Below are 23,690 nucleotides of genomic sequence, written 5' to 3' on the forward strand. Positions count from 1 at the left end.
CACGCCAAGCTCGACGCCTTTTTCCGCCGCCAGCTGCTTCAGGCGGATCGCCGCGGACAGGCCAGCCGGGCCGCCGCCGACGATCACGACGTCGTATTCCATCGACTCGCGTGGACCGTATTGCTCAATGAGACTTGCGGGGGTCATTGATGCTCCTCTTACCGTTAGAATGCTTTTTTCGGGTTCGTATTGTGGGCGATGCACACCCGCACTGCAACCAGATGAGCACAGATTAGCACGATCGTTCTATTGTTATGATACGGTATGACCCGTAGTGACGGTCTTACCGCACCCGTCAACCGCATCTGTAACAACAACCGAACAAGGAACGACAATGGGCCGTTCGATCAATCTGGAAGGCAAGGTCGCGCTGATCACCGGCGCCTCGAGCGGGTTGGGAAAGCGCTTTGCTCAAGTGTTGTCGCAGGCGGGCGCCAAGGTCGTGCTGGCGAGCCGGCGGACCGAGCGTCTGAAGGAATTGCGCGCCGAGATCGAGGCGTCCGGCGGCGCGGCGCACGTCGTTTCGCTCGACGTGACCGACTACCAGAGCATCAAGTCGGCCGTCGCCCATGCGGAAACCGAGGCCGGCACGATCGACATCCTTGTGAACAATTCGGGCGTGTCGACCACGCAGAAGCTCTCGGAGGTCACCCCCGCCGACTTCGAATACGTGTTCGATACCAACACGCGCGGCGCGTTCTTCGTCGCCCAGGAAGTCGCTAAACGCATGATCATGCGCGGCAACAACGCGCAGAAACCGTCGTACCGGATCATCAATATCGCGTCGATGGCCGGCTTGCGCGTGCTGCCGCAGATCGGCCTGTATTCGATCAGCAAGGCGGCTGTCGTGCATATGACGAAAGCCATGGCGCTGGAGTGGGGCAAACACGGCATCAACGTGAACGCGATCTGCCCGGGCTATATCGACACGGAGATCAACCACCATCACTGGTCGACGGAGCAAGGGCAGAAGCTCGTGTCGATGCTGCCGCGTCACCGCGTCGGCAAACCGGAGGATCTGGACGGACTCCTGCTGCTGCTGGCCGCCGACGAATCGCAGTTCATCAACGGCTCGGTGATTGCCGCCGACGACGGATTCGGGCTCTCCTGAGCGCAAGACGGCGCAGCCGGCGCTCGCGGTTTTAGGTCGTGCCCGCCGGATTAGCGTCCGTTCGAAGAAACTGTTTTACGCGCTCCGGCCTTTCCTGCGCCTGAAGGCGCGCGCTATGTTGATGTTTGTCTCTACGCCGGGTCACGCGCCGGCTTCAACCTGGTTTCAATCCGATAAAGAAGTACGATGAGCGATTTTCACGCAGTTTTCGAGATGTCGATGCCGATCCGCTGGGGCGACATGGACGCCTTCGGCCATGTGAACAACACGGTCTATTTCCGCTACATGGAGCAGGTGCGGATTTCCTGGTTCGAACAGCTGGGGCTGGCCGGCAGCAACGCCGACGGCCAAGGGCCGGTGATCGTCAATGCGTCGATGGAGTTTCTCAAGCAACTGCATTATCCCGGCGACGTGATCGGCCGGATGACGGTGGCCACGCCCGGCCGCAGCAGCTTCGACACGGGTTTCGAGCTGGTGCGCGCCGACGATCCCAACACCGTCTATGCGCGCGGCGCCGCGCGCTGCGTATGGATCGATTACGCGGCCGGCAAGTCGGTCCCCGTGCCGGACATGCTGCGCGAAACCATCGAGCGTGCCGCGCTGGTCAAGGCGGCCTGAGCGGCGATAGATAGGCGAGTCCCGCGTGCTTGCCTGGCGGCGGCTTCAATGCCCGAGCAGGCGCTGCAATAGCTCCGTCGCGTTCCCCGTATCGTATTTGCGCATCAGCCGCGCCCGGTAGACATCGACCGTACGCGGGCTGATATCCAGCACGCGGCCAATCTGCTTGCTGGTTTTCCCCGTCACCAGTTGCGCGGCGATTTCGCGTTCGCGCGGCGTCAGTTCGACCGCCACGCGGCGCGTCGCGCTCAAGTCCTCGAAGGTCCAGACGCCCGCGGCGTGCGGGTCGGCGCGTTCCTGCGCGCGGCCCGTCACGTGGCACCAGAACAATTCCCCGTTGGCCCGCTTCATGATGCGGTCGTCCGCGTAGCTGCCTTGCGCCGTCATGATCGGCGGAATCCGCGCGCCGATCCGCTCGAATTCGTCCGTCGACGGATACAGCACCTGGAACGACTGGCCGAGCAGCGATTCGCGCGTGCAGCCGAAAATCGACGCGAGCTCGTCATTACAGTCTTCGATAATCCTTTCGCGCGACAGCACGAGTCCGATCGGAGCGAGGTGGAACGCGGTTTGGTAATCCAGTGCGGGCATGGGCTGGCGGCAAGTACTTATGTATTTTTGCGTATTGTGCCGCATGGCGCGCCCAGCGTACTCTTTCGAGCACATGACAACGCGGCGAAGCTGTCCGCGGCGGGCATTTGCACGATGCGCAGGGAAACCTGGGCGCACAGCCCGCCGGGGATGACTAGAATGACGTGTCGGGCTCAGGCTCGCGCAACGTCATACCAGCCGCAACGATCCGAATTCGGGTTTCCATAAAGGAAGGGACATACTGATGAACAAGGTCTATCCAGGCGCCGCCGAGGCGCTGAAAGACATCGTCAAGGACGGGCAGACGTTTGCCGTCGGCGGCTTCGGGCTGTGCGGCATTCCGGAGGCGCTGATCGGCGCACTGCGCGATTCGAAGGTGCAGGGCATCACCTGCATCAGCAACAATGCCGGCGTCGACGGCTTCGGCCTTGGTCTGCTGCTCGAAACACGCCAGGTCAAGAAGATGATCTCGTCGTATGTCGGCGAGAACAAGGAGTTCGAGCGCCAGTATCTGGCCGGCGAACTCGAACTCGAATTCACGCCGCAAGGCACGCTCGCCGAGAAGCTGCGCGCGGGCGGTTCGGGCATTCCGGCGTTCTTCACCAATACCGGCTACGGCACGCTGATTGCCGAAGGTAAGGAAACCCGCCAGTTCGGCGAAAACCACTACGTGCTCGAACACTCGCTGACGGCCGACGTCGCGTTGGTGAAGGCGTGGAAGGCCGACAAATCGGGCAACCTGATCTATCGCCGCACCGCGCGCAACTTCAATCCGATGTGCGCGATGGCCGGCAAGATCACCGTGGCCGAGGTCGAGGAAATTGTCGAAGTGGGCGAACTCGATCCGGACGCGATCCATACGCCTGGCATCTTCGTGCAGCGCATCGTGTTGAATGCGCATCCGGAAAAACGCATCGAACAACGCGTCGTCCGCGCGAAAGGAGACTGATCATGGCATGGACTCGTGACGAAATGGCCGCGCGCGCGGCGAAGGAATTGCAGGACGGCTTTTATGTGAACCTCGGCATCGGCCTGCCGACGCTGGTGGCCAATCACGTGCCGCCGGGCGTCGAAGTGTGGCTCCAGTCGGAAAACGGCTTGCTCGGCATCGGCCCGTCGCCGACCGAAGAGGAAGTGGACGCCGACCTCATCAACGCCGGCAAGCAGACGGTGACCACGCTGCCGGGCTCGTCGATTTTTTCGTCGGCGGATTCGTTCGCGATGATTCGCGGCGGCCACATCAATCTGGCGATTCTCGGCGCGATGCAGATCAGCAAGAAGGGCGATCTGGCCAACTGGATGATCCCGGGCAAGATGATCAAGGGCATGGGCGGCGCGATGGATCTGGTCGCGGGCGTCAAGCGCGTGGTCGTGCTGATGGAGCACGTCGCGAAGGGCGACCAGCACAAGATCCTCGAAGAATGCACGCTGCCGCTTACGGGCGTGGGCGTGGTCGATCAGATCATTACGGATCTCGGCGTGATTGACGTCACGGACGACGGGCTGAAGGTGACCGAATTGGCGCCGGGCGTGAGCGTCGACGAAATCAAGGCGAAGACGGGCGCGCCGCTCGATGTGAGCGCAGTGAGTTAAATGGCGTGCAGTGAGGCCGTCTGAAGCGGTTTGAGGCTGGTTGAGGCCGATGTGTGGCCGATCCGGCTGGTGTGAGCTGCAGGCGGCCGCAAGGCGGTTCCGAGGCGGGCGAGGCGTGAGTCTCGCCCGTTTTGTTTTCTGCGGAGCACTTCGTTCAGATGCGTCCTATGCCTTTCGGCCGACTCTTGCCGCGCGGCAAAGCGGTTTACAATCGTTTGAAGATTGGACGCATATCGATCCCTGCTGTGTCCAAGCCAAATCCGCAGCGCTTTTGCAAGGAACCCAGATGACCGAAATCACGTCGGCTTCCACCGCCGGGCGGCTCGCGCCGCGTCAACGCTACGTGCAGTGCGCGAGCGCCGGTGGCTTGCACCGCATCGCCTACACCGAGTGGGGCGACCCGGCCAATCCGCGCGTGCTGCTGTGCGTGCACGGCTTGACTCGCTCAGGGCGCGATTTCGACCGCCTCGCGGAGGAATTTGCCGGCACTTACCGCGTGGTGTGTCCGGATGTCGCGGGGCGGGGCTTGTCATCGTGGCTGGCCAACCCCAACTTGTACATGGTGCCGCAATACGTCGCCGACATGGTCACGCTGATCGCGCGGCTGAATGTCGAAACAGTCGACTGGTTCGGCACGTCGATGGGCGGCCTGATTGGGCTTGGGCTCGCCGGTCTGCCGGAAACGCCGATCCGCAAGATGTTGTTGAACGATGTCGGTCCGCATCTGGAGCCGGCCGCGGTGCAGCGCATCGGCGACTATCTCGGCAAGCCGGTGCAGTTTGAAACACTGCAGCAAGGCATCGACTACGCGGCCTTGCTCGCGCAGACTTTCGGCCCGCTCACGCCGGACGAGTGGCGCGAGATCAACACGCCGCTTCTGCACGAGCAGGGCGGCAAGTGGCTGTTTCGTTACGACCCGCGTATCGCGCAGCCCTTTACCGCGGCCACCGAGGAAGCGTCCAAACTCGGCGAGGCCGCGCTGTGGCATTCGCTGGCGTCGTTCCAGGGGCCGGTGCTGGTGGTGCGCGGCGAGCTATCCGATCTGCTCTCGCGTGAAACCGTCGCGAAGATGGTCGAGACCGGGCGCGCGGTGTCGAGTGCGGAAATCCCAGGCGTTGGGCATGCGCCGGCGTTTTTGTCGGCCGATCAGATCAACATCGCTAGGCAGTTCTTTATCGGACCAGCCGCCGACGCGTCATAATATGCAGTTCCGCGCCGCGTCCTTGACGGGGCCCGATGCGGAACGCATCTCCGATCAATTTTCAAACCAACTCAGGATTCGTCATGGCAGTCATTCGTCACCACGTCGGCAAGCGCCTCTCGGAAATCGCCGTGCACAACGGCACCGTGTACCTCGCGGGCCAGATCGCCGAAGACGCGGATCAGGACATCACGGGTCAGACGCGCGAAGTGCTCGGCCACATCGACCGTCTGCTGGGCGAAGTGAACAGCGACAAGTCGCATTTGCTGTCGGTGCAGATCTACATCGCGGACATGGTGCATTTCGCCGACATGAACGCCGTGTGGGACGAGTGGGTCGCGCAAGGCGCCACGCCGCCGCGCGCTACCGTCGAAGCGAAGCTCGCCAATCCGAAGTGCCTGGTCGAAATCTGCGTGGTCGCTGCACAGCGCAGCTAAGCGGGCACGTGTTGTTGAAATTCCGTTGAATCGTCTGGCCCGGTGGGCCGTCGCACCATGAATACCGAAACTGTTACGAGCACGCCGAACCCCCTTCCTTCTTTCGATGAAGCGATGGCGTTCGTGCGCGAACATGCGGGCGAGGTGCGGCTGTCGTCGGGCGAAATGCTGGCGGATCACGCGGCGGGTACGGCGTCGATCATGCGCACGCTCAACGTCGATCCGCCGGCGGTACTGGCGGCGGCGTTGTTTGCGTTGACGCCGCATCTGCAGGACCCGGAGCGCGTGATCGCCGACAACTTCGGCGAAGAAGTCGCGCAACTGGTCGGCGACGTGCGCAAGTTGTTGCGTCTCGGCACCGTGAGCTTGCGTGCCGCGCAGAACGCCATGCCCGAAGCCGGCCGCGATGCGCAAGCTGCGCGCCGCGCGCAGGTCGAGGCGTTGCGCAAGATGCTGCTCGCCTTCGCTCAGGATATTCGGGTGGTGCTGATCCGGCTTGCGTCGCGCCTGCAATCGCTGCGTTACTACGCGGCGGCGAAAATCACGCCTTCACCGGACGTGGCGCGCGAGACGCTCGATATCTATGCGCCGCTCGCCAACCGTCTGGGCATCTGGCAGTTGAAGTGGGAGCTCGAGGATCTCGCGCTGCGCTTCGAAGAGCCGGTTACTTATAAGCGCATTGCCAAGCTGCTCGACGAGAAACGCGTCGAGCGCGAGAGCTATGTCGCGCAGGCTATCGAACGCTTGCAAAAGGAATTGGCCGCGGCGCATATTCGCGCTGAAGTGAGCGGCCGGCCGAAACACATCTACAGCATCTGGCGCAAGATGCGCGGCAAGGAGCTGGACTTCGCCGAGCTCTATGACGTGCGTGCATTTCGGGTGATCGTGCCGGACATCAAGGATTGCTACACGGTGCTTGGCATCGTGCACAACCTGTGGCAGCCGGTGCCGAAAGAGTTCGACGATTACATCTCGCGGCCGAAGCCGAATGGCTACAAGTCGCTGCACACGGTGGTGATCGGCGACGACGGCCGCGCGTTCGAAGTGCAGATCCGTACGCAGGAAATGCATCAGTTCGCCGAATACGGCGTGGCTGCGCATTGGCGCTACAAGGAAGCCGGCACGCGTGGTTACGGCGGCCAGTTCGCCGCCAACGAGAAGTACGACGAGAAAATCGCGTGGCTGCGTCAACTGCTCGCGTGGAAAGACGAAGTCTCCGAGGGCGAGCATGGCGAGAAGCGCGCGGCGCAGCCGTGGGAGCAACTGCGCCAGGCCACACTCGACGACGACCACATCTATGTGCTGACGCCGCAGGCGCGGGTGATTCCGTTGCCGCATGGCGCGACGCCCGTGGATTTTGCTTATCACTTGCACAGCGAGTTGGGACACCGTTGCCGTGGCGCGCGCGTCGACGGTGCGATGGTGCCGCTCAACACGCCTTTGCAAAACGGTCAGACAGTCGAGATCGTCGCGGTGAAGGAGGGTGGGCCGTCGCGCGACTGGCTCAACCCGCAACTCGGCTATCTGCAAAGTCCGCGCGCGCGGCAGAAGGTGCGCGCGTGGTTCAACGCGGTCGAAGTGCAGGAACATATCGCGAGCGGCCGCGCGATGGTCGAAAAGACCTTGCAGCGCGAAGGCAAGACCTCGGTCAATCTCGATCAGCTTGCGGCCAAGCTCGGCTTCAAGACTACCGACGATCTTTTCTCGGTAGTGGGCAAGGAAGAATTCAGTTTGCGGCTCGTCGAGCAGGCGCTGCACGATGCGCCGCCGCCGGAACCCGTGGTCGAAGCGCCGGAGCAATTCGAGAAGCGTAGCAGCGGCGCGAGCGTGGCGCGCGGCGCGTCCACGGGTGTGCTGGTGGTCGGTGTCGATGCGTTGCTCACGCAACTCGCGCGCTGTTGCCGGCCTGCGCCGCCCGACGATATCTGCGGCTTTGTCACGCGCGGTAAAGGCATGTCGATTCACCGCAGCGATTGCCCGACGTTCCTGCGCATGGCCGACCGGGCGCCGGAGCGCGTGTTGCAAACGGCTTGGTCGGCGGAGGTGATGAGCGGCCGCGGCCAGTCGGTTTATCCCGTCGATCTTTCGATCGACGCAACGGATCGGCAGGGTTTGCTGCGCGATATTTCCGAAGTGTTCGCGCGCGAAAAGATGAATGTGATCGGCGTGAAGACGCAGACGCGCCGTAACGCTGCGTTCATGCAATTTACCGTCGAGGTGTCGAGTGCGGCGCAGATTCAGCGCGCGTGCACGTTGCTCGGCGAGGTCACAGGGGTGGTGCGCGCTTCACGCAAGAGTTGATGCGTGTGCGACGCGCGCATGGCCCGTCGACGTATCCGCTGGACGTGAGTAGAAATTTAAAGTCGGTGCATAAAAGTACTTGCCAAGCAGTGTGGGGCTCCATATAATCTCGTTTCTTCAGGCTCGTAGCTCAGCTGGTTAGAGCACCACCTTGACATGGTGGGGGTCGTTGGTTCGAGTCCAATCGAGCCTACCAACGAAAGAGAAATTCCGGTTTTACCGGGGTTTCGCAAGCTGCAGCAAGCGCCTTTGGCGCAAAAGGCGAATACGGTTATGACACCGCGAACGTTGACCGAAACCACTTCGGAGCGACGCTAGTCGAGGACCACTTTCGCCAATGTAGTTTGCAGGAAATGTGAATGCGGCCCCTCGAAAGTGGGGCCGCATTTTTTTTGGCTTATTTGATGGTTGTATGTGCCGCCGCCGGTCGGCACCACGGAGAACGCAATGGTTTCGATACGTCTGCCTGACGGTTCTGTTCGACAGTACGAGCATCCGGTGACGGTCGCCGAAGTGGCCGCCTCGATCGGCCCCGGCCTCGCGAAAGCCGCGCTCGGCGGCAAGATCGATGGTGAGCTGGTCGATACGTCCGCGCTGATCGACCGCGACGTGGCGCTCGCCATCGTCACCGAGAAAGATGCAGACGGCCTCGATATCATCCGCCACTCCACGGCTCACTTGCTCGCGTACGCGGTGAAGGATCTGTATCCGGAAGCGCAGGTCACGATCGGCCCGGTCATCGACAACGGCTTTTACTACGACTTCGCGTATAACCGTCCCTTCACGCCGGAAGATCTCGAGAAGATCGAAAAGCGCATGCAGGAACTCGCGAGGAAAGACGAGCCGGTTTCGCGCCGCGTGGTGTCGCGCGACGAAGCGGTGGACTACTTCAAGAGCATCGGCGAAAAGTACAAGGCCGAGATCATCGAATCGATTCCCGCCACCGACGAAATCAAGCTGTACTCGCACGGCGGCTTCACGGATCTGTGCCGCGGCCCGCACGTGCCGTCCACCGGCAAGCTGAAGGTCTTCAAGCTGATGAAGGTCGCGGGCGCGTACTGGCGCGGCGATTCGAAGAACGAACAATTGCAGCGCATCTACGGTACGGCCTGGACGAAGAAAGAAGACCAGGAAGCGTATCTGCACATGCTCGAAGAGGCGGAGAAGCGCGACCACCGCAAGCTCGGCAAGCAACTCGATCTGTTCCACATGCAGGACGAGTCGCCGGGCATGGTGTTCTGGCATCCGCGCGGCTGGACGCTGTGGCAGCAGGTCGAGCAATACATGCGCCGTCGCGTGAACGACGCGGGCTACCTCGAAATCAAGACGCCGATGATCATGGACCGTTCGCTCTGGGAAGCGTCGGGCCACTGGCAGAACTATCGTGAAAACATGTTCACGACGGAATCGGAAAAGCGCGACTACGCGATCAAGCCGATGAACTGCCCGGGTCACGTGCAGGTGTTCAACCACGGTCTGCGCTCGTATCGCGATCTGCCGCTGCGCTACGCTGAATTCGGCTCGTGCCACCGCAATGAATCGTCGGGTGCGTTGCATGGGCTGATGCGCGTGCGCGGTTTCGTGCAGGACGACGCGCACATTTTCTGTACCGAAGACCAGTTCATCAGCGAATCGATCGCGTTCAATACGCTGGCGATGAGCGTCTACAAGGACTTCGGCTTCGACAATGTCGAGATCAAGCTGTCGCTGCGCCCGGACGCGCGCGCCGGTACGGACGAGACGTGGGATCGCGCGGAGCAGGGTCTGCGCGAGGCGCTGACGGCCTGCGGCGTGACGTGGGAAGAGTTGGCGGGCGAGGGGGCATTCTATGGCCCGAAGGTCGAATACCACATCAAGGACGCGCTTGGCCGCTCGTGGCAATGCGGCACGTTGCAGCTTGATATGGTGCTGCCGGAGCGTCTGGGCGCCGAATACGTCGCCGAAGACAACAGCCGCCGCCGTCCGATCATGCTGCATCGGGCAATCGTCGGATCAATGGAGCGATTCCTCGGCATTCTGATCGAGCACCACGCCGGTGCAATGCCCGCATGGCTTGCGCCGATGCAGGTCGTCGTGATGAATATCGCGGAAAGTCAGGCCGAATATGCGAAATCTTTAGCCCAATCGTTGCAAAAACAAGGGGTTAGAGTAGAGGCCGATTTGCGCAACGAGAAGATTAGCTATAAAATACGCGAGCACACGCTGGAAAAGGTGCCGTACCTGCTTGTGGTCGGCGACAAAGAGCGTGAAGCCCAAACGGTAGCCGTGCGTGCCCGTGGTGGTGTCGATCTGGGTGTAATGCCTCCCGACACTTTCATTGAGCGTCTGCGCCAGGACGTGCAGTCGTTCAATTGAGCCACTTGGCAGCCCGGCTCGTTTTTTAATTTTTAGAGGAAACGTAACATCGCTACTGATAAGTCTGCGCACCGCATCAACGGTGAAATTACGGCACCCGAGGTGCGTCTGGTCGGCGTCGAGAACGAACCACTCGGCATCGTGAAACTCGCTGATGCGTTCCGCATGTCGGAACAGCAAGACGTGGATCTGGTCGAAATCGCTCCGCAAGCGGTTCCGCCGGTTTGCCGCTTGATGGACTACGGCAAGTTCAAGTACTCGGAAGCGAAGAAGCAACACGAGGCCAAGCTGAAGCAGAAGATCGTTCAGGTCAAGGAAGTCAAATTCCGCCCGGGCACGGACGACGGCGACTACAACGTCAAGCTGCGCAACCTCATCCGCTTCCTCGACGACGGCGACAAGACGAAAATCACGTTGCGTTTCCGCGGCCGCGAAATGGCTCACCAGGAAATCGGTATGCGCATGCTCGAGCGCCTGCGCACGGATCTCGACGAAGTTGGTCAGGTCGAGCAGATGCCGAAAATGGAAGGGCGCCAGATGATCATGGTGCTCGCTCCGAAGAAAAAGAAGTAACCGGCTGGAGCGGTGGCGCGCCATGTGGTGCGCGCTCCGGTTGTGAAAGATTGAAATGATGCGGCGCCGGGTGTCCGGTGCGGTGTCAGCAGGTTTCGGAACGACGTGTGTACAATGCGCGTCGTTTCCCGAAAAGCGGCTGCCGGCGGTTCAGGCGGTCTGCATACCAAGTGGAGTGGGTTTCGAAGGGCGGGTAATGGCCAAATGGCCGACCGCACACCCATATCCATCAAATAATGGAGTTGTCATGCCGAAGATGAAGACCAAGAAGAGTGCTGCAAAGCGCTTCGTGGTGCGTCCGGGCGGTACCGTCAAGCGCGGTCAAGCCTTCAAGCGCCACATTCTTACCAAGAAGACCACCAAGAACAAACGCCATTTGCGCGGTTCGACGGCAGTTCATGAAGCAGATATGAACTCCGTGCGCGCAATGCTGCCGTTCGCTTAACCCTTAACCGAAACTCATAGGAGCGAAACATGCCTCGAGTAAAACGTGGGGTTACCGCACGGGCCCGTCACAAGAAGATCATCAAGCTGGCCAAGGGTTACCGCGGCCGTCGCAATAACGTCTATCGCATCGCCAAGCAGGCGGTCATGCGCGCAGGCCAATACGCCTACCGCGATCGCCGCAACAAGAAGCGTGTGTTCCGTGCATTGTGGATCACGCGTATCAACGCGGCGGTGCGTCAGCACGACATGACGTACAGCGTGTTCATCAACGGCCTGAAGAAGGCTTCGATCGAACTCGACCGCAAGGTGCTGGCCGACATGGCTGTGTTCGACAAGGCTGCTTTTGCTGCGATCGTTCAGCAGGTGAAAGCCGCCGTTGCAGCCTGATTGCGCTTTTGGCAATTAACACTGCGTGGTTCGTTGCAGCGAAGATCCGGTAGTCTCGGTGACGTTGCAGCAAAAACGGGGCTCCTCACCGAGCCCCGTTTTTGTTGGTGGAACCAGTTTTGCTTCGATTGAACACTGACGTTGAAATGATGGGATCAATGGATCTGGACCAGATTGTCGCCGACGCGCAAAAAGCCTTCGCAGAAGCCTCCGACGTCACCACCCTCGAGAACGAGAAAGCACGCTTTCTCGGCAAATCGGGTGCGCTGACCGAGCTATTGAAGGGCCTTGGCAAACTCGATCCCGAAACGCGCAAGACCGAAGGCGCACGGATCAACCTCGTCAAGCAACAAGTGGAAGCCGCATTGACGGCCCGCCGTCAGGCGCTCGCCGACGCGCTGCTGAATCAACGCCTCGCCGCTGAAGCCATCGACGTCACGCTGCCGGGCCGCGGCACCGGCGCAGGCAGTCTGCACCCGGTAATGCGTACGTGGGAGCGCGTCGAACAAATTTTCCGCACGATCGGATTCGACGTGGCCGACGGCCCCGAAATCGAAACCGACTGGTACAACTTCACCTCGCTGAACAGCCCGGAAAATCATCCGGCGCGTTCCATGCAGGACACCTTCTACGTCGACGGCAAAGATGCCGACGGCCGCCAACTGCTGCTGCGCACGCATACCAGCCCGATGCAGGTTCGCTACGCGCGCACCAATACGCCGCCTATCAAGGTAATCGTGCCGGGCCGCACCTACCGTGTGGACAGCGACGCGACGCATTCGCCGATGTTCAACCAGGTCGAAGGCCTGTGGATCGACGAGAACATCAGCTTCGCGGATCTGAAGGGCGTCTACACCGACTTCCTCAAGAAATTCTTCGAGCGCGACGACATTCTCGTGCGCTTCCGTCCGTCGTATTTTCCGTTCACCGAACCGTCGGCCGAGATCGACATGCTGTTCGAAACGGGCAAGAACGCCGGCAAGTGGCTCGAAATTTCGGGCTCGGGCCAAGTTCACCCCACGGTGATCCGCAACATGGGCCTCGACCCGGAGCGTTACATCGGTTTTGCTTTCGGCAGCGGCCTCGAGCGGCTCACCATGTTGCGTTACGGCGTGCAAGACCTGCGTCTGTTCTTCGAAAACGACCTGCGGTTCCTGCGTCAATTCGCCTGAACCGGCGCGTACGAACGCGTCAAGCATTGAGCGCGGCAAGGCACGCAGTGCATGCCGCCACAGCGTCCCCGGCAGTGACCGGCGATTCTCACGAACACCGAGTCACGCCAGGCACTGCCGGACGTGGACCTAACCTGATCAGAACGTACACAGAACCATGCAATTCCCGGAATCTTGGCTGAGAACTTTTGTCGATCCGCAACTGACGACCGATGAACTGTCGCACGCGTTGACGATGGCGGGTCTCGAAGTCGAAGACCTGCGGCCGGCCGCGCCGCCGACTTCGAAGATCGTCGTCGGCCAGGTGCTGGAAGTCGTCAAGCACCCGGACGCGGACAAGCTCAACGTGTGTCAGGTCGACGCCGGCACGGGCGCGACGCTGAACATCGTGTGCGGTGCGCCGAACGTGGCGCCCGGCATCAAGGTGCCGGTCGCGCTGGTTGGCGCGCAACTGCCGCCGGCCGAAGAAGGCGGTACGCCGTTCGCGATCAAGCTCTCCAAGCTGCGCGGCGTGGAAAGCCAGGGCATGCTGTGCTCGGCACGTGAACTGAAGCTCTCCGAAGATCATAGCGGCCTGATGATCCTGCCGGACGATACACCGATCGGCCAGGACATCCGCGAAACGCTCAATCTCGACGACACCGTTTTCGAGATCAAGCTGACGCCGAACAAGGCGGACTGCCTGTCGGTGTTCGGCGTGGCGCGCGAGACTTCGGCGATCACCGGCGCGCCGCTGCGCCCGCTCGAGATCAAGCCGGTCGAAGTGAAGCTCAACGAGACGCTGCCCGTCAAAATCTCGGCGCCTGATTTGTGCGGCCGTTTCTCGGGCCGTGTGATTCGCGGCGTGAATGCGCGCGCCAAGTCGCCGCACTGGATGGTCGAGCGTCTGGAGCGTTCGGGCCAGCGCAGTATCTCCGCGCTCGTCGATATCTCGAACTATGTGATGCTCGAATTGGGTCGTCCGTCGCACGTGTTCGATCTCGACAAGATCCATGGCGGCATGGACGTGCGCTGGGGCCGCAAGGGCGAGACGCTCAAGCTGCTGAACGGCAACACGGTCGAGCTCGATGAAACCGTTGGCGTGATCGCCGACGAGCAGCACATCGAAAGCCTCGCGGGCATCATGGGCGGCGACAGCACAGCGGTCACGCTCGACACCACCAACATCTATCTCGAAGCCGCGTTCTGGTGGCCCGACAGCATTCGCGGCCGCTCGCGCAAATACAACTTCTCGACCGACGCCGGCCATCGCTTCGAGCGCGGCGTCGACTACGCGACCACCGTCGATCATATCGAACGCATCACGCAACTGATCCTCGACGTCTGCGGCGGCGAAGCCGGCCCGGTCGACGATCAGGTCGTCAACGTGCCGAAGCGCGAGCCCGTGAAGATGCGTGTCTCGCGCGCGAATCGCATCATCGGCATCAAGATCGACGCGGAGGAAATCGCGCAGATTTTCACGCGCCTCGGCCTGTCGTTCGAGCGTGATGAAGATACGTTCTCGGTGATACCGCCGTCGTATCGCTTCGATATCGAAATCGAAGAAGACCTGATCGAAGAAGTCGCGCGTATTTACGGCTTCGAGAAAATTCCCGCACGTCCGCCGGTCGCGACCAGCGAGATGCGAGCGACCAACGAAACGCAGCGTTCGATCCACGTGATCCGTCACGCGCTCGCGGCGCGCGACTTCGCGGAAACGGTGAACTTCAGTTTCGTCGATGCCGAGTGGGAACAGGACTTCGCCGGCAACGACAAGCCGGTACGTCTGCTGAATCCGATTGCAAGCCAGCTGTCGGTGATGCGCACCACGCTGTTCGGCAGCCTGATCCACGTGCTGCGTACGAATCTGAACCGCCGCGCGGCGGATCGCGTACGCGTGTTCGAAGCCGGCCGCGTGTTCCTGCACGATCCGTCGATCAAGGCCGGTGAACTGACGGTCGAAGGATTCGCGCAGCCGAAGATGATCGGCGGCCTCGCGTACGGTCCCGCGCTCGAAGAGCAGTGGGGCGCGGCGACGCGCACGGTCGACTACTTCGACGTGAAGGGCGATCTGGAAGCCGTGCTGGCACCGGCGGTCGCGCGCTTCGTGAAAGCGGAACATCCGGCGCTGCATCCGGGACGCAGCGCGCGTATCGAACTGAATGGCCGCGCAGTCGGCTGGATTGGCGAATTGCATCCGCGCTGGATGCAAAAATATGATTTACCGCATGCGCCGATTCTGTTTGAAATCGAAGCGGAAGCATTAATGCAGCGCGTATTGCCCACTCCGTCGGAAGTGTCTAAATTCCAGCCGGTGCGTCGTGATATTGCCGTGGTCGTCGATCAGAAAATCGAGGTTCAGGCACTGCTGGACGAGCTTCAGAAGGCCCAGTCCGAACCCGCCTGCAAGACTGTTCAGAAGGTTGCGCTTTTCGACGAATTCCGTCCAAAATCAAACACTTCCGGTGGTCTGGCCGCTCACGAGAAAAGCCTTGCGTTCCGTGTGACCTTGCAAGATACTGGCGGAACCCTTCAGGATGAAACGGTCGATCTGGCCATTCAAACTCTGGTGGAACGTCTGGCTCGAGTATATGGCGCACGGTTGCGCGGATAACCCGCATTTAACAATTGCACGGCTGTTTCCGCATCCATTGTTTTCTGCTTGGCGCGCCATTTGATAGATATGAATGAAATGAACTCGAGTGATTTCGAAGCCCTTCTTACGGCGCAACGCAGCGCCATGATTCGCGAAATTCCGACATCACCCGCCGTCGTTTCCACTGAAACGCCGACGCTTACCAAGGCGGAACTTGCTGAGTTGCTGTTCGACAATGTCGGGCTCAACAAGCGGGAAGCGAAAGACATGGTCGAAGCGTTTTTCGAGGTGATCCGCGACGCGCTGGAGAGTGGCGACAGCGTGAAGCTGTCGGGGTTCGGCAACTTCCAGTTGCGCGACAAACCCCAGCGTCCCGGCAGAAACCCAAAGACGGGCGAGGCGATTCCGATCGCCGCGCGCCGCGTTGTGACGTTCCATGCGAGTCAAAAGCTGAAGGCGCTGGTCGAGAACGGCGCTGAAGCGAGCTTCACGCGCTGATCGACTGGCGCGTTCCTGCGCAACCCACCACGACGGCTAACTGACGATGACAGCGACGATCGAAAAAGTCGTCTTGCCTCCGATTCCGGCGAAGCGCTACTTCACGATTGGTGAGGTCAGCGAACTATGCGGCGTGAAACCGCATGTCTTGCGCTACTGGGAACAGGAGTTCACGCAGTTGAGGCCGGTCAAGCGACGTGGCAATCGCCGGTATTACCAGCATCACGAGGTGCTGTTGATCCGGCGGATTCGCGAACTATTGTATGAGCAGGGCTTCACGATCAACGGCGCGCGCAACCGGCTCGATTCACATGGCGGCGGGGCGCACGGTGCGGCGGGCGATATGGTCGAGGAAGGCGAGGGCGCAGCAATGCCGGCTGCGACCACGGCCGCTGTCACGGTGGACGTCGAGCAGTTGCGCAAGGAATTGCTGCACGTGATCGATTTGTTGGGGCACTAGTCGCCTTTGTTAGCAGAAGGCGGTTCTAATCGAATGAAGTGTCTGTTATAATTTTGTGCTGTTCGGGGCGTAGCGCAGCCTGGTAGCGTACCTGCATGGGGTGCAGGTGGTCGGAGGTTCAAATCCTCTCGCCCCGACCAAGAGACATAGCCCGGTAAGTCAAGCCAGTATTGGAGAAGCCAATGCTGACAAGGCTCACCGGGCTTTCTCGTTTACGGCTGTGTCTATGGAGTGTGTCAATCCGCTGTGCGAAACTACGGAAATGACCGACATGCCCGTTACCCTTCCTGCTGGAGTGAGCCTTCGCGGCTCCGTGTTTCACTTGCGCATCGGTGTGCCCAAAGAAGTCCAGCCTGTCTGGCCGCGTCAAAAGAATGGCAAGCTCGCCGTCGATGCCTACCGTGCAAGTCTCAAGACTTCGAATCGCAATGAAGCTGCTGTCAAAGCGCACGCCATCATCGCTGAGTATCAACGCCAGTTTGCAAAGCTTCTGGCCGACGCGCAGCCCGCGCCCTTTACGCCGATCACTGACGAGCTAGTTGCGTACATCGTTCAGAAGACCGAGCAAATGATTCTTGCGATGGATGACGTGTTACGTCACAACCCCGAGTATTTTGCGCAGTGGTACGGCACCCGCAAATGGCGAGGCTTTCTAACCGGTCGAACCGTCAATCCCACGTGGGAAACGACGGGACGCTCGCTAACGCCAGACCAACTCAAGGACGTCGAGCGAATTCACAATGAAATGACAGTAGAGTTGCAGACGGACTTGAGCATGGGTAACCTGGACGCCGCGCAGCGACAAGCGGAATTTGCATGCGGGGCGCTCGCTCAATCGCTTCGTGTGGACTGGACCACAGACGAAGGCCGTAATGCTTTGCAAAAGGTTCTGAGGGCGATGGTGCGGGCTTGGAAGGGTGTCCGCGAGCGTAACAGGGGAGAGCCCATCGAGACTCCCAGCGAGCCCAAAGAGCCCGTGTCGATCATTGCGAAGCCCGAGGAACCGGCTGCGCCCTCCATGACCCTCCGCGACGTCGTGCCGTTCTGGCGCAGGCTCAATGCGCCAAAGGATAACGCTGTAGGGCGAACGGCGAAGGCGCTGGCATTGTTCGAACAGGCAGTGGGTATTGTTGAACTGCGAGACCTAAAGAAAGCTCATGGCGTCGCCTTTGTACAGTTCCTCCTTGACACAGAGGCCCGCAAGTTCGCAAACAAGACAGCGGGGAATCACGCCGCAGCCATCAACGCGCTGATGAATGTCGCGGAAAAGGTGGATTTGGTAGAGCGTAATCCGTTCGACCTGTCGTTTGATAAAACCATCGGGGCGCAAAAGCGCGAGCCGTGGACTGATGGCGAACTAGATTTGATGTTCGCGAGTTCGTTATTCTCTGCCAGTATGAACGACACGCCGCGCTGGGAAGGTGTCGAGCCCTCAGACGGTAGAGCGACGATCCTGCTAATGCTGCACACAGGGGCGCGTATTGGTGAAATTGCACAACTGCGCAGCGAAGACTTTTTGAGTCGCAATGGGGTCACGGCTATTCGCATTACCGCCGAGGCGGGGAAAGTGAAGACGCAGGAATCGGAACGTGTCGTGCCACTCGCCGCGCACTTGCTTGACGATCCGTGGTTCGCTAATTGGCTCTCGGGCGTCATGAGTGGCACTGGCCCCGCCATGCCGTCTATGGCTGGCCGCGCGAAAGGCCCAGGCGATACGGCGGGGCAGTGGTTTCGCCAATTTCGAGCAGCTACCGGATTGCCTCCAGGTGACCTGAAAGGAGCACACAGGTTCCGGCATTGGATTCGCACGGCGCTTGCGGAGCAGAACATAGGCGAGGCCACAATGGATGCGATCACAGGGCACTCTGCGACGGGTTCGAGCGGGCGCAAGGTTTACACCGCTGCTGCGTCGCTGCCGACCATGAAGGCGGCATTGGATAGGGTGACATGGCCTGACATCAGACGAAGCCCCTGCGCCGTCCCCGAAACTCACGCTGCCCGACGCGACGCCCGCAATCAACTTGGATGATCTCCAGGCGAACGCACAGACCATCAATGCATTGGCGAACAGCGCAGCGGCGGGTGATGAGATGGCGTGTGTTGCGTTTTTCACTCCACACCACCGACAAGGCTTGACGTCGCTAGTCCTCGCTCAACGGGCGATCAAGCCATATGGATATCGGATATCTTGAGTGGAACGCAGGGCCTTTTGCCGTCGCTATGCTTGCCCACGCCGATACTCACCGCGCGATTACCTTCTGCGAAGCCTCATGACCCGCGCAAGACGCCACCCCCCCGCAAACCCTTTGAACGATATTGTCAATCGTGGCAGAGAGGCATGGGCTGCCATAAAAAGATCCCCGGCCAAGGGTGTTGAGGACTGGATCGCGGTGGGCGCTGCGATCCGTGTGGGTCGAATGATGAATCCTAGCGACGAACAAATTACCCGCTGGGGCACAGGCTTCGGGTTTCGTGACCTTCCGCCGCGCGTCCGTGCGGGGGCCGAGAAGATTGCGGAGATGCGGGAGCAGGATACCACGCATGACACGCTCCCTACAGAGATCGAAGAGTGGTATCAAACGCGTATCGTTGATACCGCGACTTTGCAGCCCCGCCGACCGAAGAGGGCTGCCACAGGAGCGTTCAAGGCGGTCGCGGTAGCGCCGAGCGAATCTGCGGCTTTACCAGAGACCGCACAAATAGTAAGTCTCATGCAGCACGCGGCTACATGCCTCCAGCGTGCGGCAGACCTCATGCGTGAAGTTGCGGATTTAATCCAGCAGGTCGGCGTGGCACCCAAAGATGCGCGATCCGTGATCGACCCGCTAATTAAAGCGCTCGAAAAGATGCGCAACTAACTCCGCACAGGGTAGAACCCTACACAACAACGGCCCCTTCGGGGGCTGCTTTCGTTTACGGCAGAAACCATGACGACGACAACCGAAGAAATTGCGTGCCCGTCGCCGCCGGTCGGAAGAGGAGTGAGGATTTCACTCACTTTGGGAGAGGCGAAAGCCTTGCTGGTCGAGGGATTCAGCGACCTCTAAGAATACTTATCTATAGCAGTGTCTCGAAGGATTGCTTTGCTCGCCCGACCATTCCCGGTTAGTTACGGCGCGGCGACCCCGTGCGACTTTGAAGCCCGATCCGCGACGTCCTAGTGACATTCACGGTGACGCAATGAGACGTAAATGGGCACCGCGCCTCTATCGAACAACAACCCATAAACAACGATTTAAACATGACTGAAGACTCCAACGCTCCTGACCGTGAACGGGAGCCACTCGTAGAATACGAACATGATGGCGTGAATACCGCACCTCTTGTGCCATATGTGGTCGAGCATCATTGGCGGCGCTTGAAGTTACCGATGATCCAATCGGGCAAGCCGGTTGAAAAGTATCTCGCGCCTATTGTCGTTGAATGGCTCGACCGGGGTACCGGTGAAATTCTTAGCGACGCTAACGCCCTTAGAGATTCAAGATATCAACACCTGTTGCGAGTTTCAGAGCGGTGTCGTCAACGAGAGTATGTTCTGTCCAAGTTGCGACCCGAAGTGCGCGCTTTCGCCCTATTCGTGTTGCAGTTTCGCAATAGACGGCGAGGGGTCACGCCGGGAATCCAAGCGCTGGCTAAGTGGTACGCCCAATACGCGAACAAGCGCCCTGATAACGTCCGTCGCTACATCCGACGACTACAGGACGCAAGGATTCTCGAAAGCGATTCATTAGTGGGAAAGCTTTGGCAGATCAACGACACGTCTGCCGTACACGCTCAGGAAGCAGCTCTGGCATCTCTACGCTTCGCAGCGATGCGGCTTGGCTCACAGGCATCCATATAGCCTCTGAGCCCGCTTGGGCAATCAGCCCACAGCAGACTGCATGACCAGCCGCAAATTGGGAATGGCACTTTAGTAAAGCGTTGTTTTGAACGATGACACGATGGAGAACAGTTGTGCCGTAAGGCGTCGGGAGGCGCGTTCAATTGCCCGCGTTTGCCGTGCACCCCTCTGAATATGCGCGTTGCAATTGACTGACACTGAACGCTTATCGAGCGCTGCCGCTCCAGGCGTCGCATGTTCCCTTCGACTATCATTTTGGGACCAACCAGGAGAATCGTAAATGGAAGAGATTGATGTTGAGAAAATGTCAGATGAACAGCGATTCGAACTTGCAGGTAAATATGCAGACAATGTCCGTAATGCACTTACGGTCGCACTTCGCCGCAGCGATTACAGATCAAACGCAGAAATGTTGTTTCGAGCAGGATGCTATCGGGAGGTATTGATCCACAGGTTTAGTGACCTCGCGGACGTAGCTCTGCAACTCCTTGCATCGCGAACGATGGTTCCCGCGTTTGTAGTCGTTCGTGCAGTACTGGAAACCACTGCTGTAATGTTCCAGTTCCGTCAAAAGTCAGAGGCATTTTTGAACAGCGGCGACGTAGACGCCTATGAGGCGTTCATAAAAAAGGGATTGCTAGGCAGCCGTGACGGCTCCACCGAAGAAGAGTCACAGAATATTCTGACGATCATTAGACACTGCGAGAAAAAGTTCAGCGGCATCGAAGCAATGTACGCGAGGTTGTGTGAGTACACGCATCCTAATTTTGCCGGCGTATTGGGGTCCTACGCCACAGTTGACAAACGAAGCTGGACGCTGCACTTGGGCAAAACGTTGAACCCGCCACATCTGGTGATTGGACTCGCGCCGTTGATGGGTTGCCTAGACATCTTCACGGAATACTACAATTCGGCGGGCGAGGTAATAACCAAAATAGACTCGCAACTTGAGTCTCAAACCGAGCAAGGGGACCATTAAGGCTCATGAAGAAAACGCACAGAACCCTTTAGGGAAAGTGCGACGCTATACCTGGTCGATGCCACGCAGTCATTTTGGGTGGAAGTGACCGTACAGCGCGTAGAGCCCCGCGACCATGCCCGCGAAGGTGACGGCCCCGGCGAAGAACGCCCCGAGGTCTCGCAAGAGGCCCCAGGGATGTCTATTGCGCTCGTGGATTCTCATCGTTTCGGCGTGAATCTTGTCGATGTCGGCGTGAAGTTGCTGTAGGTTCATGGGCCACTCCTGAGTCGCTGGATAGTCGGACTCATTTTACTCACGAAAATTCGTGACAGGGTGTTCGCCGCCGCGCGAGCCAGGTTCCCCCCGTGCCCTCCCCAAGCGGTTTAGGGACGGTCAAGGGAATCTCTCACCTGTGGTCAGGCGCAAAAAAGCCCGCCTTGCGGCGAGCCTTGGGTCACTTCGAAACCGGGTGAAGCTCGCGCGGTCTCAGTGCCTTACGCGGTCCAGCAAAGTCCGCTCTTCAGCCCTGGCGAGCAGTCGCACTGATGTTGGCGCAGACCTCGCGGCATCCACGTAATGCTCCGTGAGCGCTTCGACCATCGCGTCCTTCAGGAACGCGGCGTGGTCGGGATGCGGGTGACGCCCAGACAATGCGCTCTCGTGGCGGGCGATAGCGACGCCCTGGGCCTCCAGGCGATCCTTGGTTACCGAGACACCGTAGTCGCGCTTGAGGACGCGCGAAGCGACACTGGCGGCGCTGGAGATCGCAGCGACCACATGGGCGGGAAGTTCGTTCGTGTTGGTTGCGTTCATGATTGGTCCTTTACTGGGTAGTCGTCGCTGCATTCAGGGCGCGGGAGATAGTCGCCACGCCCACGCCAAAATGTTCCGCAAGGGAGCGCACAGAGCCTCCGTGTTCCGCGTGATACGCCCGGACCTCTGCGTAGTCCACGGCGGGCTTGCGGCCCTTGTACTTCCCCTCATCCTTCGCTATCGCTATGCCTCGCGCCTGCATATCGCGCCGGTTCCTATAATCCGCTTCGCCCTGCGCTGCCATGAATGCCAGTAGAGCCTCGCGCACAGCCTTACGTAGTGGGTCCGTCTCCTGCCCATCGAACACCATTCCATTGAGCGTGCATTCGACGCGCACACCCTTCTTCATGAGGCGCTGCATCGTGTCGTGCAGTTCATCGTAGCGGCGCGAGATTCGGTCGAGCCACCGTACAACCAGCACGCCGCCCTTGCGCAAATCACGCTCTACGTGCTGCCACTGTTTTCGATCAAGCGGTGGTACGTGATACCCGCTCACCCCTTCGTCAATGAAAACATCGTCCCTCTCTATGCCGCGCTCTGCGGCGTCCGCGTATTGGCTCGCGGCGGTCTGCCCGTCGAGCGTCGATACACGCCCGTAGTAGATGCGTCTCATGCTGCGCTTCACCCCTGTTCCGTTGAGTTGGTGTTCCGAATTATAGATGTTCCGAAAATACTGTCAACCCTATTGGAACGTTATTTCAGGCGGCTGTAGTGTTTCGTACAGGTATGCCTCAGCGGAACGCGTGTGCGCTTGGGGCGCAGCCTGCTCGTGGCGGGACATGGCCTCAGCAGGCCCGCAGGAGGAATGCAGCGCGTTCAACGGCCAGCAAGCCCGGATCGGCCCTCGGGTTTCTGTCGAGCACATCACCGCGCATTCGCACGCCTTCCCCGTCAATCCTTTATTCCATATCGTGAAATGTTGACCAGAATTCCGAAGGGCTGGAAGCCCCCGGCGACACTCGTATGTCGCACATGCCGCACGGAGAGACCCGTATCCGCCTTCTACCGCAATGTGAAATACCCACTGTGGACAAAATCCGCCTATTCGCTCGATTGCAGGGACTGTTTCCAGCGGAAGGCCCGCGAAGCCCGCGCACGGAATCCAAGGAAGTCATGGGACGCCAATCGACGCGGCTATGTGAAGCGTAGGGACCTCGCGAGCGACGCCTACTGTCTCCAGCACTTCCAGATGACCGCAGCGGACGCCGTCAAGCGTCGCGACGCTCAGAAGACCCGCGCCAAGGAAGCCCGCGAGCGCAGCCTGAACATCCGTGCATTCCGCGCGAGCGCCCCGCGACGCGAAGGACCAACTTGGGTGCAACGAAAAATTCAGGATTGGTACCGCCAGAAGCTGGCGAGAAGCGTCGCTCGACGCGATGGCGAGCGAGGTGTCGAAGATGCACCGCCGAGCGGTGATAGTCAGGCCGCCTTGCTGCGAGATGAGTCCCTGAGTCCCTGGGAGCGTTTGGAGAAGCTCCGCGAATTCAATAAGCGACGGGGGGACGAGTAACTCCGCATAGGGTAGAGGACCCTATACAGCAGTCGGTCGCTTGGGGCCTCTTCGGTCTGTCGTTCGTGGTCTGTGTCCTTCATAGCGGGTCCCTGTTTATTCAGGTGACCCGTTTTTTTGTGGGGGGACTATTCTTAGAGCGTCAGGCGTCCGCATTTCAACAGCACACGACGACATGACTACCAATCCACTCTCCCCGTCCGTCTCAGACAATACGACCCCAGCACCCGTCATCGACGCGGTCCC

25 protein-coding genes and 2 tRNA genes are annotated in these 23,690 nt (G+C 60.0%); 22 read left to right on the forward strand and 5 right to left on the reverse strand.

Going from position 1 to position 23,690, the window contains the following annotated elements; all coding sequences use genetic code 11:
• On the reverse strand, positions 1–147 hold a 147-nt coding region (locus tag P0D80_RS37855; RefSeq protein WP_408157570.1), incomplete at its 3' end, for an FAD-dependent oxidoreductase.
• A gap of 187 nt (positions 148–334) precedes the next feature.
• On the opposite strand from P0D80_RS37855, the gene P0D80_RS37860 reads away from it, so the two are divergent.
• Positions 335–1,111, forward strand: coding sequence for an SDR family oxidoreductase (locus tag P0D80_RS37860; protein ID WP_132373691.1), 777 nt, complete (start codon positions 335–337; stop codon positions 1,109–1,111).
• A gap of 186 nt (positions 1,112–1,297) precedes the next feature.
• Positions 1,298–1,729 carry an acyl-CoA thioesterase gene (locus tag P0D80_RS37865; RefSeq protein WP_132373692.1) on the forward strand — a complete coding sequence of 144 codons (432 nt, stop codon included), beginning with the start codon at positions 1,298–1,300 and terminating at the stop codon, positions 1,727–1,729.
• Between the two features lie 45 nt (positions 1,730–1,774).
• Here P0D80_RS37865 and P0D80_RS37870 read toward each other — a convergent pair whose 3' ends face one another.
• Positions 1,775–2,320: a LuxR C-terminal-related transcriptional regulator gene (locus tag P0D80_RS37870; RefSeq protein WP_132373693.1), complete on the reverse strand. Its 546-nt coding sequence runs from the start codon at positions 2,318–2,320 to the stop codon at positions 1,775–1,777.
• Positions 2,321–2,564: 244 nt separating this feature from the next.
• Here P0D80_RS37870 and P0D80_RS37875 point away from each other — a divergent pair, with 244 nt between their 5' ends.
• The 19 genes from P0D80_RS37875 to P0D80_RS37965 all read left to right on the forward strand — a co-directional run bounded on the left by P0D80_RS37875 (position 2,565) and on the right by P0D80_RS37965 (position 21,139).
• Entirely contained in the window at positions 2,565–3,269 is a 705-nt protein-coding gene (locus P0D80_RS37875) for a CoA transferase subunit A (protein ID WP_028200192.1), read from the forward strand.
• 2 nt (positions 3,270–3,271) lie between these two features.
• Positions 3,272–3,913, forward strand: a complete 642-nt coding sequence (locus tag P0D80_RS37880; RefSeq protein ID WP_132373694.1) for a CoA transferase subunit B — start codon at positions 3,272–3,274, stop codon at positions 3,911–3,913.
• A 286-nt stretch (positions 3,914–4,199) separates the two neighbouring features.
• Complete coding sequence (locus tag P0D80_RS37885; protein ID WP_408180048.1) at positions 4,200–5,114, forward strand: alpha/beta fold hydrolase; 915 nt, start codon at positions 4,200–4,202, stop codon at positions 5,112–5,114.
• 83 nt (positions 5,115–5,197) lie between these two features.
• Positions 5,198–5,551 (forward strand): RidA family protein, encoded by a 354-nt coding sequence (locus P0D80_RS37890; RefSeq protein WP_132373696.1) that lies wholly within the window; start codon positions 5,198–5,200, stop codon positions 5,549–5,551.
• 57 nt (positions 5,552–5,608) lie between these two features.
• Positions 5,609–7,852, forward strand: coding sequence for a RelA/SpoT family protein (locus P0D80_RS37895; protein ID WP_408180050.1), 2,244 nt, complete (start codon positions 5,609–5,611; stop codon positions 7,850–7,852).
• A gap of 119 nt (positions 7,853–7,971) precedes the next feature.
• Positions 7,972–8,048: transfer RNA gene (locus P0D80_RS37900), tRNA-Val, on the forward strand.
• A gap of 251 nt (positions 8,049–8,299) precedes the next feature.
• Positions 8,300–10,207: a threonine--tRNA ligase gene (gene thrS / locus P0D80_RS37905; protein ID WP_408291476.1), complete on the forward strand. Its 1,908-nt coding sequence runs from the start codon at positions 8,300–8,302 to the stop codon at positions 10,205–10,207.
• A gap of 48 nt (positions 10,208–10,255) precedes the next feature.
• Complete coding sequence (gene infC / locus P0D80_RS37910) at positions 10,256–10,780, forward strand: translation initiation factor IF-3 (RefSeq protein WP_074263967.1); 525 nt, start codon at positions 10,256–10,258, stop codon at positions 10,778–10,780.
• 247 nt (positions 10,781–11,027) lie between these two features.
• Complete coding sequence (gene rpmI, locus P0D80_RS37915) at positions 11,028–11,225, forward strand: 50S ribosomal protein L35 (protein WP_028200199.1); 198 nt, start codon at positions 11,028–11,030, stop codon at positions 11,223–11,225.
• A 29-nt stretch (positions 11,226–11,254) separates the two neighbouring features.
• Entirely contained in the window at positions 11,255–11,614 is a 360-nt protein-coding gene (rplT, locus tag P0D80_RS37920) for a 50S ribosomal protein L20 (RefSeq protein ID WP_006052502.1), read from the forward strand.
• A gap of 158 nt (positions 11,615–11,772) precedes the next feature.
• Entirely contained in the window at positions 11,773–12,786 is a 1,014-nt protein-coding gene (gene pheS / locus P0D80_RS37925) for a phenylalanine--tRNA ligase subunit alpha (protein WP_007181117.1), read from the forward strand.
• A gap of 157 nt (positions 12,787–12,943) precedes the next feature.
• Complete coding sequence (gene pheT / locus P0D80_RS37930; protein WP_408291477.1) at positions 12,944–15,379, forward strand: phenylalanine--tRNA ligase subunit beta; 2,436 nt, start codon at positions 12,944–12,946, stop codon at positions 15,377–15,379.
• 69 nt (positions 15,380–15,448) lie between these two features.
• The gene (locus P0D80_RS37935) at positions 15,449–15,859 is read left to right on the forward strand and encodes an integration host factor subunit alpha (protein ID WP_012433735.1); all 411 of its coding nucleotides are present in this window, start codon (positions 15,449–15,451) and stop codon (positions 15,857–15,859) included.
• Between the two features lie 46 nt (positions 15,860–15,905).
• Positions 15,906–16,319, forward strand: coding sequence for a MerR family transcriptional regulator (locus tag P0D80_RS37940; protein WP_408291479.1), 414 nt, complete (start codon positions 15,906–15,908; stop codon positions 16,317–16,319).
• 63 nt (positions 16,320–16,382) lie between these two features.
• Positions 16,383–16,459: transfer RNA gene (locus P0D80_RS37945), tRNA-Pro, on the forward strand.
• 122 nt (positions 16,460–16,581) lie between these two features.
• Positions 16,582–18,348, forward strand: a complete 1,767-nt coding sequence (locus P0D80_RS37950; RefSeq protein WP_408291481.1) for a DUF6538 domain-containing protein — start codon at positions 16,582–16,584, stop codon at positions 18,346–18,348.
• Positions 18,349–18,625: 277 nt separating this feature from the next.
• Positions 18,626–19,177, forward strand: a complete 552-nt coding sequence (locus P0D80_RS37955) for a hypothetical protein (RefSeq protein ID WP_408291483.1) — start codon at positions 18,626–18,628, stop codon at positions 19,175–19,177.
• Between the two features lie 383 nt (positions 19,178–19,560).
• The gene (locus tag P0D80_RS37960) at positions 19,561–20,160 is read left to right on the forward strand and encodes a hypothetical protein (RefSeq protein ID WP_408291485.1); all 600 of its coding nucleotides are present in this window, start codon (positions 19,561–19,563) and stop codon (positions 20,158–20,160) included.
• A 280-nt stretch (positions 20,161–20,440) separates the two neighbouring features.
• Positions 20,441–21,139, forward strand: a complete 699-nt coding sequence (locus P0D80_RS37965) for a hypothetical protein (protein WP_408291487.1) — start codon at positions 20,441–20,443, stop codon at positions 21,137–21,139.
• Between the two features lie 69 nt (positions 21,140–21,208).
• On the opposite strand, the gene P0D80_RS37970 is transcribed toward P0D80_RS37965, so the two are convergent.
• The 3 genes from P0D80_RS37970 to P0D80_RS37980 all read right to left on the reverse strand — a co-directional run bounded on the left by P0D80_RS37970 (position 21,209) and on the right by P0D80_RS37980 (position 22,547).
• The gene (locus P0D80_RS37970) at positions 21,209–21,394 is read right to left on the reverse strand and encodes a hypothetical protein (protein ID WP_408291489.1); all 186 of its coding nucleotides are present in this window, start codon (positions 21,392–21,394) and stop codon (positions 21,209–21,211) included.
• A 213-nt stretch (positions 21,395–21,607) separates the two neighbouring features.
• Complete coding sequence (locus tag P0D80_RS37975; protein WP_408291491.1) at positions 21,608–21,934, reverse strand: hypothetical protein; 327 nt, start codon at positions 21,932–21,934, stop codon at positions 21,608–21,610.
• A 10-nt stretch (positions 21,935–21,944) separates the two neighbouring features.
• Positions 21,945–22,547, reverse strand: coding sequence for a recombinase family protein (locus P0D80_RS37980; protein ID WP_408291493.1), 603 nt, complete (start codon positions 22,545–22,547; stop codon positions 21,945–21,947).
• Between the two features lie 576 nt (positions 22,548–23,123).
• On the opposite strand from P0D80_RS37980, the gene P0D80_RS37985 reads away from it, so the two are divergent.
• Positions 23,124–23,444 carry a hypothetical protein gene (locus P0D80_RS37985; protein ID WP_408291495.1) on the forward strand — a complete coding sequence of 107 codons (321 nt, stop codon included), beginning with the start codon at positions 23,124–23,126 and terminating at the stop codon, positions 23,442–23,444.
• Positions 23,445–23,690 lie beyond the last annotated feature (246 nt).

Source organism: Paraburkholderia sp. RL17-373-BIF-A, assembly GCF_046030175.1.
Taxonomy (GTDB): domain Bacteria; phylum Pseudomonadota; class Gammaproteobacteria; order Burkholderiales; family Burkholderiaceae; genus Paraburkholderia.

Bases quoted from the DNA above. Each gene is read 5' to 3' on its own strand.
- P0D80_RS37860 (WP_132373691.1), top strand. From the start codon at position 335: ATGGGCCGTTCGATCAATCTGGAAGGCAAGGTCGCGCTGATCACCGGC.
- P0D80_RS37865 (WP_132373692.1), top strand. From the start codon at position 1,298: ATGAGCGATTTTCACGCAGTTTTCGAGATGTCGATGCCGATCCGCTGG.
- P0D80_RS37870 (WP_132373693.1), bottom strand. From the start codon at position 2,320: ATGCCCGCACTGGATTACCAAACCGCGTTCCACCTCGCTCCGATCGGA.
- P0D80_RS37875 (WP_028200192.1), top strand. From the start codon at position 2,565: ATGAACAAGGTCTATCCAGGCGCCGCCGAGGCGCTGAAAGACATCGTC.
- P0D80_RS37880 (WP_132373694.1), top strand. From the start codon at position 3,272: ATGGCATGGACTCGTGACGAAATGGCCGCGCGCGCGGCGAAGGAATTG.
- P0D80_RS37885 (WP_408180048.1), top strand. From the start codon at position 4,200: ATGACCGAAATCACGTCGGCTTCCACCGCCGGGCGGCTCGCGCCGCGT.
- P0D80_RS37890 (WP_132373696.1), top strand. From the start codon at position 5,198: ATGGCAGTCATTCGTCACCACGTCGGCAAGCGCCTCTCGGAAATCGCC.
- P0D80_RS37895 (WP_408180050.1), top strand. From the start codon at position 5,609: ATGAATACCGAAACTGTTACGAGCACGCCGAACCCCCTTCCTTCTTTC.
- thrS (WP_408291476.1), top strand. From the start codon at position 8,300: ATGGTTTCGATACGTCTGCCTGACGGTTCTGTTCGACAGTACGAGCAT.
- rpmI (WP_028200199.1), top strand. From the start codon at position 11,028: ATGCCGAAGATGAAGACCAAGAAGAGTGCTGCAAAGCGCTTCGTGGTG.
- rplT (WP_006052502.1), top strand. From the start codon at position 11,255: ATGCCTCGAGTAAAACGTGGGGTTACCGCACGGGCCCGTCACAAGAAG.
- pheS (WP_007181117.1), top strand. From the start codon at position 11,773: ATGGATCTGGACCAGATTGTCGCCGACGCGCAAAAAGCCTTCGCAGAA.
- pheT (WP_408291477.1), top strand. From the start codon at position 12,944: ATGCAATTCCCGGAATCTTGGCTGAGAACTTTTGTCGATCCGCAACTG.
- P0D80_RS37935 (WP_012433735.1), top strand. From the start codon at position 15,449: ATGAATGAAATGAACTCGAGTGATTTCGAAGCCCTTCTTACGGCGCAA.
- P0D80_RS37940 (WP_408291479.1), top strand. From the start codon at position 15,906: ATGACAGCGACGATCGAAAAAGTCGTCTTGCCTCCGATTCCGGCGAAG.
- P0D80_RS37950 (WP_408291481.1), top strand. From the start codon at position 16,582: ATGACCGACATGCCCGTTACCCTTCCTGCTGGAGTGAGCCTTCGCGGC.
- P0D80_RS37960 (WP_408291485.1), top strand. From the start codon at position 19,561: ATGACTGAAGACTCCAACGCTCCTGACCGTGAACGGGAGCCACTCGTA.
- P0D80_RS37965 (WP_408291487.1), top strand. From the start codon at position 20,441: ATGGAAGAGATTGATGTTGAGAAAATGTCAGATGAACAGCGATTCGAA.
- P0D80_RS37970 (WP_408291489.1), bottom strand. From the start codon at position 21,394: ATGAACCTACAGCAACTTCACGCCGACATCGACAAGATTCACGCCGAA.
- P0D80_RS37975 (WP_408291491.1), bottom strand. From the start codon at position 21,934: ATGAACGCAACCAACACGAACGAACTTCCCGCCCATGTGGTCGCTGCG.
- P0D80_RS37980 (WP_408291493.1), bottom strand. From the start codon at position 22,547: ATGAGACGCATCTACTACGGGCGTGTATCGACGCTCGACGGGCAGACC.
- P0D80_RS37985 (WP_408291495.1), top strand. From the start codon at position 23,124: ATGACCGCAGCGGACGCCGTCAAGCGTCGCGACGCTCAGAAGACCCGC.